This is a genomic window from Floridaenema aerugineum BLCC-F46, from assembly GCF_041929345.1.
GTDB lineage: Bacteria > Cyanobacteriota > Cyanobacteriia > Cyanobacteriales > Aerosakkonemataceae > Floridanema > Floridanema aerugineum.
In genome coordinates, this window is sequence record NZ_JBHFNQ010000037.1 from 43,989 (window position 1) to 53,203 (window position 9,215).

Consider the following 9,215-nt stretch of genomic DNA (forward strand, 5'->3'; position numbering starts at 1 on the left):
ACTAAATTGAGAAATGCGATCGCTATTTTTTTGCCATTTCAGTTTCCAGAACAATTCTTTATCATGTTAAAAAGGCATCACAACTAAAACTAACTTTATCCATGCTTGCTGATATTAAAGAAATAGCGACTAAATTAGCACCTCGTCTGATTGAAATTCGTCGTCATATTCACTCTCACCCAGAATTAAGTGGTCAGGAGTATCAAACTTCTGCTTATGTTGCTGGGGTGTTGTCTTCCTACGGTATTCATGCTCAACAGGGTGTGGGTAAAACTGGAGTGGTAGGAGATCTTCGGGGTGATAGTCAGAGCGATCGCATTTTAGCAATTCGTACCGATTTGGATGCTTTGCCAATTCACGAACGCACTGGTTTAGATTATAGTTCCAGTGAAGCGGGAGTGATGCACGCTTGCGGTCATGATGTGCATACAACTGTGGGTTTGGGGACAGCAATGGTTTTGGCGCAGTTGGGAGAAAACTTTACCGGAAATGTGCGTTTTTTGTTTCAACCAGCGGAAGAAGTTGCTCAAGGCGCTAGGTGGATGGTAGAAGATGGTGCATTAAATGGAGTGTCAGGAATTTTAAGTTTGCACGTTTTTCCTTCTATTCCTGCGGGTTCTGTGGGGATTCGTTATGGTGCCCTGACAGCTGCGGCAGATGATTTGGAAATTATTATAATTGGTGAGTCGGGTCATGGTGCTAGACCTCATGAAGCGATCGATGCGATTTGGATTGCTTCTCAAGTAATTACTTCTTTGCAACAAGCTATTAGTCGCACCCAAAATCCGCTGCGTCCGGTGGTGGTGACGATCGGTAAAATTGTTGGGGGTCGTGCTCCCAATGTGATTGCTGATGAGGTAAAGTTGTTGGGGACTGTGCGATCGCTCCATCCAGAAAGTCGCGAAGCTTTACCAAATTGGATTGAACAAATTGTTGCTAATGTTTGTAAAACTTACGGCGCTCAATATCAAGTTTCCTATAAACAGGGTGTTCCGGGTGTACTCAATGACCCAATGTTAACCAAATTATTGGAGCAATCAGCTAGGGAAGCTTGGGGTAGTGATAGTATTATTATTCTCCCTGAACCTTCGTTAGGTGCAGAAGATTTTTCTCGCTATTTGGAAAAGGTTCCCGGTTCAATGTTCCGCTTGGGTGTCGGGTTTAAAGATAAACATAATTATCCCCTGCATCATCCCCAATTTCAAATTGATGAATCAGCAATTATTACTGGTGTCGTTACTCTCGCCTATTCTGCTTACAAATATTGGCATCAAGCGAAAAAATAAAATTTTGGTGTTTATTTCTGTTCGTTGTCAGAACTTTAGTCATATTATTTTGTCAGGAAACGACCCAAGTCGTTACAACGAACTATATCACACCAAGGGCAGATGAATACTTTTACTGCGAAAATTAAAGTCCTGGTAGAACAAGTTAGTCGGAAATTTACGTTTATGGCATCTCAAAGTCAACTACATGGCATAGAATTAATTGATTGTGCTAAAGCTAATGCTAAACAGGGAATTGAAACGGCAACCGAGCTTTGTGGTTATGGGAAAAATATTAATGCTTTTCAGGCGGAACTGAAAAAAGCTTGTCAGGATATTGGGGTAGAAATTCACGAATTAAGTGATTTAATTACTAGTCAGCAAACACTTAGACAAGAAGGTGGTTTTGATATTGCGCCTGAAAGTCCAACGGATTTATAAAGGCGCAGAGGAACTTTGGGAGCAGGGGAGAGGATAAAATCAAAAAATTTTCCTCATTTTCGATCGCTTCCTTCTGCTCATACCTTTGACACAATTTACTAAATATATGGAAAATTATCTAGATTTATTACTAGTTTAAAATAACTGGTTTTGCACAAGCAATCTATTGTATATTTAAATACGCTGATTGACAGCAATAAGAAAATAAATATAAAACTGACTCACGGCTGAGGGAAAAATGCGGTAAGGTGAAAGCAGCGTCAAAGGAATTAAAAAATAACATGGAAAATGTAGATTGGCAGAATGTAATAGCAGGTGGACTGGCGATCGCCTTATTAATCGGCGGGATGTTAATGATGTTCACCAATATTTGGACTACCAAAGACAAGATGTAGAACCTTATTGCAAGTGTTTCTTAATTCATTACGAGTCATATTAAATGTTTGATTTTCATCATCTTTGCGAATTTTCTCGCCTCAACTGTGCTGCTATCTGTGCGTTTCTAGTACCCGCCAACTTATTAGCAACTTTGCAGACTACGATCCTGGTGGGATTAAATCGTTCCTGGGTGCAGTTAGTTCCAGCAATTACAATGGCGACAATGCTAGCTGTGGTAATGATTTTGCACGTCTTTACCTGGTTTATGGTAGGGGTAGTGATGCTACCAACTTACATTTTGCTGACGCTGGGTAGCGTCTGCTTGACAATTAACTTTTGGGCGATCGTTAATCGGACAAGTATGAGACAATTGTTAACACAGGTGTGGTTATTGGCTTCTCGCTCGATAGGTTGGGTGAAGTAATGGCGATGGAAATTTGTGATAATCATCACTGATAATGAGGGATCAAAGCGGGTTAGTTTACACAATCTCATCACTCATTTGTCATCAAATTGTCACAATTCCCGCTAGCTTTCATCACTCTATCAGTTAGCTCAATAGCCGATATTTAAATGTATATTCTGTTGAGGTGACTGTTATGGGGTTAACAATTAATTTGCTAAGTGCGATGACTCTGATTCTGGGAATACAGCTAATTAATATCCATGCTGTAACTGCGGCTAGTGTAGATATTCATGGTTTGATAAAAAGGATGGACTACGAGCCACCGAATAAAGGTGGACCAGATAGTAATATAGGTTCTGGAACTCGCTGATTCAGCCAAAACCTAGTTAACTCAATTAAGTTGCCAAATTTTTAGAGTGCCATTGACACTTCCAGCAGCTAGAGTTTGACCATTTTTACCCAGTGCCATTGAAACGATCGCTTGTGCAGGTTCAAACAACAAGGTAGTTAAAGGTTTACCACTGGCTAAATCCCAGATGATAATGGAACCATCAACACTGGCACTAAAGAGAGTTTTGCCATCAGGACTAAAGCAAACAGAAGTAACGCCACCTGTGTGACTGATGAAAGTATAAAGACGATCGCGAGTGCCCAAATGCCATAATTTGATAGTGCGATCGCTACTAGCAGTGACTAACATGGGTTCTGTGGGATGAAAAGCAATTGAGCCAATTACGCCTAAATCGCCAGCTAAACTGTGCAATAGTTGTCCAGTGTTCCAATGCCACAATTTAATCATGCCATCGCCGCCACCGCTGGCGAGAATTTCTCCATCTGGACTAAAAGCGATCGCGCTAACTGCGCCAGAATGTTTAGTAAAAGTTTTAATTTCCTTAGCAGTTTCTAACTCCCATAACTTAATTGTGCCATCATAACTACCACTTGCGAGAATTTGTCCATTATAATTAATAGCAATTGCTCTTACCGAGCCACTATGTTCTTTACAAATTTCGACTAAAGCACCTGTTTCTATTTCCCAAAGTTTAATATTTTGTTCTGAACCACCCTGAGCGAGTAAATTAAGATTGTCACTGAAAGCTAGAGCATAAACTGCACCAGTATTTTCCGAAATTACCCGAATTAATTCTCCTGTTTGATAATTCCAAACTTTCAGAGTGCGATCGAAACTTCCACTAATAATCTTTGACATATCCGCCGCAAAAATCACCGCAGATACCCAGTCAGAATGCGCGGCTATTGTCTGAACACAATCCCATTTTGCCAAGGAAATGGGGGAAGTTAACGGTTGCACAGTAGTAGCAATTGCAGGTTGAGGATGATAAGTTTGTGATGGCAAACTGGCAAAAGGTAAATGTGGTTCCCGATCGGGGAAAATTTTCGCTGATTTTTGAGCTTTTGGTGATGCTACTCCCAGAGATTTTTGAATTTCTTGCACTTGTCGTTTGAGTTCATCCAACTTACACATTAACCATGACTCAATTTGGGAATATTCAGCAATTCTTTGTTGGCGGTTGTCTACTTTTGTTCTCTGAAGCTGTAATTCTCTAACTTGTTGTTTTAAATCTTCTATTTGTGCAATTAACCATTGTTCAGGAGGTAAAGAAACATCTCCCATTCTGTCAGCAAACTGTTTTACAGTTTGCTCTAAATTATCTAATCGCGGTGCCAGAGAAGTGTTATTGAGATACTGCACTACACTACTTAAGGAATCCTCTAAACTGCTGTATCGATCCCTAAGTTCTCCTATTTCTTGATGAATGGGATTCATTTTTGCTCCCAGTAAAGAAGCAATAAAATCTTGCATTTGCGCCGTCTGCTTGGCAATACCTAAATAATTCGCTTCTCCCCCAGAGGCTAAAGTTCGCGTCACTGCTTGTAAAGTTTGGATATCTACTGCGAGTTGCCGATAAAGGCGCATCATCGCTGCATTGCTGCTATTTCTACTTAGCAACTCAAAACGGCGACGGTTGACTAAGTTGACTAACACTGAAGCTGACAGAGGTACTGCCAAATAGATGATTTTGCCGCTAATGACAGCTACCATCGCTCCTGCGATCGTGCCTACGACGGCGGCATATTCTACCATTTCTAGCCGATTATAGTTGTTCGACATTTAACACTTTTGACACTTGCTGCCTTTTGCATGATATCAGTCTTGGCAACCGAGAAATGTCATAGCGACACAATTTCTCAAGTTTTCCCCAGCGTAGTTGAAAGTGAGAGCGTTTTTCAGAAACGTTCACTACCACCAAATTTTATGTTCTGTTGGTTGTTCTCTGTTCGGGAGTTCCCCAAAACCCGAAATTCTGTGTCTTATGTACCAGCAAGCTGCTCTAATTTAGAGCAATTTAGCTAAAATTACGCCAAGATACAAGCAAAATATTCCGAAGATTGCACTCCCTAACCAGTAAAAAATCGCTGTTGAATAATTTCCCGATTCCCAAATATTCATAGTATCTAGTCCGTATGTAGAAAAGGTCGTGTAAGCACCCAAGAAGCCTGTAGTTGCTAATAGTCGCAATTCGGGAGGTACATTTATTACTTGGCTGGCTAAGGTGACAAAAAATCCCATGCCGAAGCAGCCACTAAGATTGACAAAAAAGGTTCCGAAAGGAAAATTAGACCCAAAACGTTGCAGGAAGTATAAGGTAATATAGTAGCGACTGAGGGCACCTGCGATCGCACCTAAACTAATAGCCAAGGGAGCGCGAAAATTGGGATCTTGCAGCATTTGAGGTAAAAGCATAAACTGTAAGTAAATTTATCTGGAAAAACACAGTTTTGTAAATTAGGAAACAAAATAAATGAGAATTTGTTGAGAGTTAATTTAAGAAGTCAGAAGAAATTATCATAAATAAATTTTTAGGAGCAACAACCCATGAACACAGAACAAACAATTCCTCCTGAATCTGCGATCGTAGAAGTTCCCCCTGAGACTACCGATCTGGTAAAACAGGAAAAGCCGGATACCAATGATGATGTAATTAAAGAAACGATCGCACTGTTTGAAGCAATTAAAAACCGCGCACAAGAAGAATGGCAAACAGCTACAGAATTAATCCGCGAAGGTTATCTAAACGCTGTTTCTGGCGCACAAAACATCTTAGAACAAAATCAAACTGAGGCAAAAGAACGCATCGAACAGACAAGTCAGTTAGTGCAGAAGGAAGCGGATAAAAACTGGCAAACGTTTGAAGCACTCAGAACTAAAGCAGTGGAAATGACGAAAGAGTGGAGTGAACTTAGCCGCGAGAAATATTTAGAAGCTGTACGAAAAACTAGAGAATCAGTGGAACAAAATAAACTGATTGAAAAAGAAAAAGTTGCACAAACTGTGCAAGATTTGCAACAACAAACAGATAAAAACTGGCACTCATTCGTTAGCGAAATCGAGTCTCTGGGAACTCAGTTGACGGATGCTGCGAAAAAAGCTTGGAACGATTTGATCGCTTCTGTTCCCAAGGACAAATAGTAGTTGGGGACTGGGGACTGGGGACTGGGGACTGGGGACTGGGGACTGGGGACTAGGGGATAAGGGGACTGGGGACTAGGGGATAAGGGGACTAGGGGACTAGGGGACAACTCAAAACTCCCCAAACTAACTCAAAACTTAAAACTCAAAACTCAAAACTCAAAACTTTCCTAGTCCCCAATCCCCAGTCCCCAGTCACCCCCGCAATAGGGCATAATGGTGAAGTTTTCCAATTTTTAGTGTTTGAATTTTACATCAACAGGTATGCGAAGTCATTATTGCGGTCAACTCCGAAGTTACAATGTGGGAGAAACGGTCACTCTTTATGGATGGGTGGATCGTCGCCGCGATCACGGGGGTGTGATATTTTTAGATTTGCGCGATCGCTCTGGGATTGTCCAAATTGTCAGCGATCCCGCACGCACTCCGAATTCATATCAACTTGCTGAGAAGATGCGTAACGAGTATGTGGTAAAAATTACTGGTCGGGTAACGCCACGTCCAGCAGATTCTCTCAATCCACGTATTCCCACTGGTGAGGTGGAAGTTTACGCCGATGAACTGGAGTTACTCAATCAAGTATATAAGCAGATGCCGTTCCAGGTGTCAACGGCGGACGAGGAAGCTGTCCGGGAAGAGTTGCGTCTGAAGTATCGGTATTTGGATTTGCGACGCGATCGCATGACTGCTAATTTACAACTTCGGCACCAAGTTGTCAAAGCAATTCGTCGTCATTTAGAAGATGAAAAGGGTTTTATTGAAATTGAAACCCCGATTTTGACTCGTTCCACTCCTGAAGGTGCGAGAGATTATTTGGTACCGAGTCGCGTTAATCCGGGGGAATGGTATGCTTTACCTCAGTCTCCGCAATTATTTAAACAGTTGTTGATGGTTTCGGGGTTCGATCGATACTATCAAATTGCGCGTTGTTTCCGCGATGAAGATTTACGCGCTGATAGACAACCTGAATTTACTCAGTTAGACATGGAAATGAGTTTCATGTCGCAACCAGAGATTTTGCAACTGAATGAAGATTTAGTTTGTCATGTTTTCCGAACAATTAAAGGAATTGAATTACCTCGACCTTTCTTGCGCCTAACTTATGCGGAAGCGATGGATCGTTATGGTTGCGATAAACCCGATACTCGCTATGATTTAGAGTTAGTAAATGTTTCCGATTTGTTTAAAGATTCGGGATTTAAGGTGTTTGCGAGTGCGATCGCATCTGGCGGAATGGTAAAAGTTTTGCCAATTCCCGGCGGAAATGATGCCATTTCTAATGTGCGAATTAAACCCGGTGGCGACTTGTTTAAAGAAGCTAGCGAAGCAGGTGCAAAAGGTTTAGCTTATATCCGCGTGCGCGACAACGGAGAAATTGACACTATTGGCGCAATTAAAGATAATTTGACCGAGGAACAAAAGCAGGAATTACTCGATCGTACAGATGCAAAACCCGGTCATTTATTATTATTTGCTGCTGACAAAACTGAGGTAGTAAATAAAACTTTGGATAGATTACGTCAGGTAATTGCACAACAATTAGGTTTAATCGATCGAAGTAAAATTAACCTGCTTTGGGTGACAGATTTCCCGATGTTTGAATGGAACGAAGAAGAACAGCGTTTAGAAGCATTACACCACCCATTTACCGCACCAAAACCGGAAGATATAAATGATTTGAAAAATGCCAAAGCGCAAGCTTACGATTTGGTGTATAACGGTGTAGAAGTTGGTGGGGGAAGTTGCCGGATTTATCAGCGGGATGTGCAGGAGAGAGTGTTTGAGGCGATCGGTTTATCCCCTGAAGAAGCACGCAATAAATTTGGCTTTTTGCTAGAAGCATTTGAATATGGCACCCCGCCTCACGGGGGAATCGCCTACGGTTTAGATCGTTGGGTAATGCTATTAGCTGGTGAGGAATCAATTCGGGATGTAATAGCATTTCCGAAGACACAACAAGCAAGTTGTTTGTTAACAAATGCACCATCTAACGTAGATGAAAAACAATTGAAAGAATTGCAAGTGCAATCAACTTACAAACCGAAAACTTAAATTTAGATCCCCCTAAATCCCCCTTAATAAGGGGGACTTTGAATTCGATTTACCCAAACCCAAAACAGGAAGATTTTCAATCCGGTTCACCCCTTATTAAAGAGGGTATCCGGTTCCCCCCTTGGTAAGGGGGGTTAGGGGGGATCTAAGCTTATAACTAGCAACTTGAATTATTACTTAATGCTGGGGGTCGAGATGACTGAAACTTATGCTTCTTTAGGTTTACCGAAATCTTTACCAGATCACACACAATTACCTGAGTCTGACGGAACATTTGTGAAAAACTTTCAGGAACATCCCCAAAGTATCCTACTAACTGACTCCATTACACCTGTCTTACAAAATTTACATCCTAATGGGCAATATTGCATCGGTCAAGATAGCGGAATTTATTGGCGAATTACAGAAGAACCATTAAGAGGCGCTGTTTCACCTGATTGGTTTTATGTGCCAAATGTTCCACCGAATTTAAATGGACAAATGCGCCGTTCTTACGTACTTTGGCAAGAGTATGTTGCGCCTTTAATTGCGATCGAATTTGTTTCTGGTGATGGTGCAGAAGAAAGAGATAGAACTCCGATTACTGGGAAATTTTGGGTTTACGAACAAGCAATTAGAGTGCCTTTTTATGCAATTTACGAAGTGAGATTAGCCACAGTAGAAGTTTATGAGTTAATCGCAGGTTCCTATCAATTAGTATCTGCTAACGAACGCGAACATTTTCCCATTCCTCATTTAAATGTAGAATTGGGAATTTGGCAAGGTCAATATCAAAATACTGAATTGCCTTGGTTACGTTGGTGGGATAATCAAGGTAATTTGTTGTTAACTGGTGACGAAAGAGCACAATTAGAAAGTCAACGTGCGGAACAAGAACGCCAACGTGCGGAACAAGAACGCCAACGTGCTGAAAGATTAGCTGCACAATTGCGTGCTTTGGGAGTTGAACCTGAGTTGTGAAAACCAGGGCGGGGGGGGGGGGCAACCCCCCCAACCAAAAAAGGTATGTTTTGGGGGGGGTGAAGGCACCCCCACAAAAACATTAAAACCAATAACTATGCAGGCCAAAAAAAATAATTATATACTCGTAACCTACGGTTTGGGGGGGCCGGAGCCCCCCCCCAACACAACCTCTAAACTGTTGGGGGGGGGCCCCCCTCCCCGCCCTGGTTTTCACAAC

General features: G+C 41.6%; 10 protein-coding genes. 8 read left to right on the forward strand and 2 right to left on the reverse strand.

Annotated features, from left to right (window positions below; translation table 11 throughout):
- Nucleotides 1-101 precede the first annotated feature (101 nt).
- The 5 genes from ACE1CC_RS04170 to ACE1CC_RS04190 all read left to right on the forward strand — a co-directional run bounded on the left by ACE1CC_RS04170 (nucleotide 102) and on the right by ACE1CC_RS04190 (nucleotide 2,860).
- Entirely contained in the window at nucleotides 102-1,286 is a 1,185-nt protein-coding gene (locus ACE1CC_RS04170; protein WP_413269209.1) for a M20 family metallopeptidase, read from the forward strand.
- Nucleotides 1,287-1,451: 165 nt separating this feature from the next.
- On the forward strand, nucleotides 1,452-1,706 hold the full coding sequence (locus ACE1CC_RS04175) for a hypothetical protein (protein ID WP_413269219.1): 255 nt from the start codon (nucleotides 1,452-1,454) through the stop codon (nucleotides 1,704-1,706).
- 248 nt (nucleotides 1,707-1,954) lie between these two features.
- The gene (locus ACE1CC_RS04180; RefSeq protein WP_413269210.1) at nucleotides 1,955-2,101 is read left to right on the forward strand and encodes a hypothetical protein; all 147 of its coding nucleotides are present in this window, start codon (nucleotides 1,955-1,957) and stop codon (nucleotides 2,099-2,101) included.
- A gap of 44 nt (nucleotides 2,102-2,145) precedes the next feature.
- The gene (locus ACE1CC_RS04185; protein ID WP_413269211.1) at nucleotides 2,146-2,508 is read left to right on the forward strand and encodes a hypothetical protein; all 363 of its coding nucleotides are present in this window, start codon (nucleotides 2,146-2,148) and stop codon (nucleotides 2,506-2,508) included.
- Nucleotides 2,509-2,683: 175 nt separating this feature from the next.
- Complete coding sequence (locus tag ACE1CC_RS04190; RefSeq protein ID WP_413269212.1) at nucleotides 2,684-2,860, forward strand: hypothetical protein; 177 nt, start codon at nucleotides 2,684-2,686, stop codon at nucleotides 2,858-2,860.
- A 21-nt stretch (nucleotides 2,861-2,881) separates the two neighbouring features.
- On the opposite strand, the gene ACE1CC_RS04195 is transcribed toward ACE1CC_RS04190, so the two are convergent.
- Complete coding sequence (locus ACE1CC_RS04195) at nucleotides 2,882-4,624, reverse strand: WD40 domain-containing protein (protein ID WP_413269213.1); 1,743 nt, start codon at nucleotides 4,622-4,624, stop codon at nucleotides 2,882-2,884.
- A 225-nt stretch (nucleotides 4,625-4,849) separates the two neighbouring features.
- Nucleotides 4,850-5,257, reverse strand: a complete 408-nt coding sequence (gene crcB / locus ACE1CC_RS04200) for a fluoride efflux transporter CrcB (protein ID WP_413269214.1) — start codon at nucleotides 5,255-5,257, stop codon at nucleotides 4,850-4,852.
- A gap of 132 nt (nucleotides 5,258-5,389) precedes the next feature.
- Here crcB and ACE1CC_RS04205 point away from each other — a divergent pair, with 132 nt between their 5' ends.
- From ACE1CC_RS04205 to ACE1CC_RS04215, 3 genes are all read left to right on the forward strand, one after another.
- A complete protein-coding gene (locus ACE1CC_RS04205) occupies nucleotides 5,390-5,983 on the forward strand; it encodes a hypothetical protein (protein WP_413269215.1) in 594 nt (197 codons plus the stop codon).
- Nucleotides 5,984-6,247: 264 nt separating this feature from the next.
- The gene (gene aspS, locus ACE1CC_RS04210) at nucleotides 6,248-8,035 is read left to right on the forward strand and encodes an aspartate--tRNA ligase (RefSeq protein ID WP_413269216.1); all 1,788 of its coding nucleotides are present in this window, start codon (nucleotides 6,248-6,250) and stop codon (nucleotides 8,033-8,035) included.
- A gap of 195 nt (nucleotides 8,036-8,230) precedes the next feature.
- Entirely contained in the window at nucleotides 8,231-8,995 is a 765-nt protein-coding gene (locus ACE1CC_RS04215; RefSeq protein ID WP_413269217.1) for a Uma2 family endonuclease, read from the forward strand.
- The last annotated feature ends 220 nt before the right edge of the window (nucleotides 8,996-9,215 follow it).

Coding starts and splice junctions, on each gene's coding strand:
- ACE1CC_RS04185 (WP_413269211.1), top strand. CDS start 2,146: ATGTTTGATTTTCATCATCTTTGCGAATTTTCTCGCCTCAACTGTGCT.
- ACE1CC_RS04190 (WP_413269212.1), top strand. CDS start 2,684: ATGGGGTTAACAATTAATTTGCTAAGTGCGATGACTCTGATTCTGGGA.
- ACE1CC_RS04170 (WP_413269209.1), top strand. CDS start 102: ATGCTTGCTGATATTAAAGAAATAGCGACTAAATTAGCACCTCGTCTG.
- ACE1CC_RS04205 (WP_413269215.1), top strand. CDS start 5,390: ATGAACACAGAACAAACAATTCCTCCTGAATCTGCGATCGTAGAAGTT.
- ACE1CC_RS04215 (WP_413269217.1), top strand. CDS start 8,231: ATGACTGAAACTTATGCTTCTTTAGGTTTACCGAAATCTTTACCAGAT.
- aspS (WP_413269216.1), top strand. CDS start 6,248: ATGCGAAGTCATTATTGCGGTCAACTCCGAAGTTACAATGTGGGAGAA.
- ACE1CC_RS04195 (WP_413269213.1), bottom strand. CDS start 4,624: ATGTCGAACAACTATAATCGGCTAGAAATGGTAGAATATGCCGCCGTC.
- crcB (WP_413269214.1), bottom strand. CDS start 5,257: ATGCTTTTACCTCAAATGCTGCAAGATCCCAATTTTCGCGCTCCCTTG.
- ACE1CC_RS04175 (WP_413269219.1), top strand. CDS start 1,452: ATGGCATCTCAAAGTCAACTACATGGCATAGAATTAATTGATTGTGCT.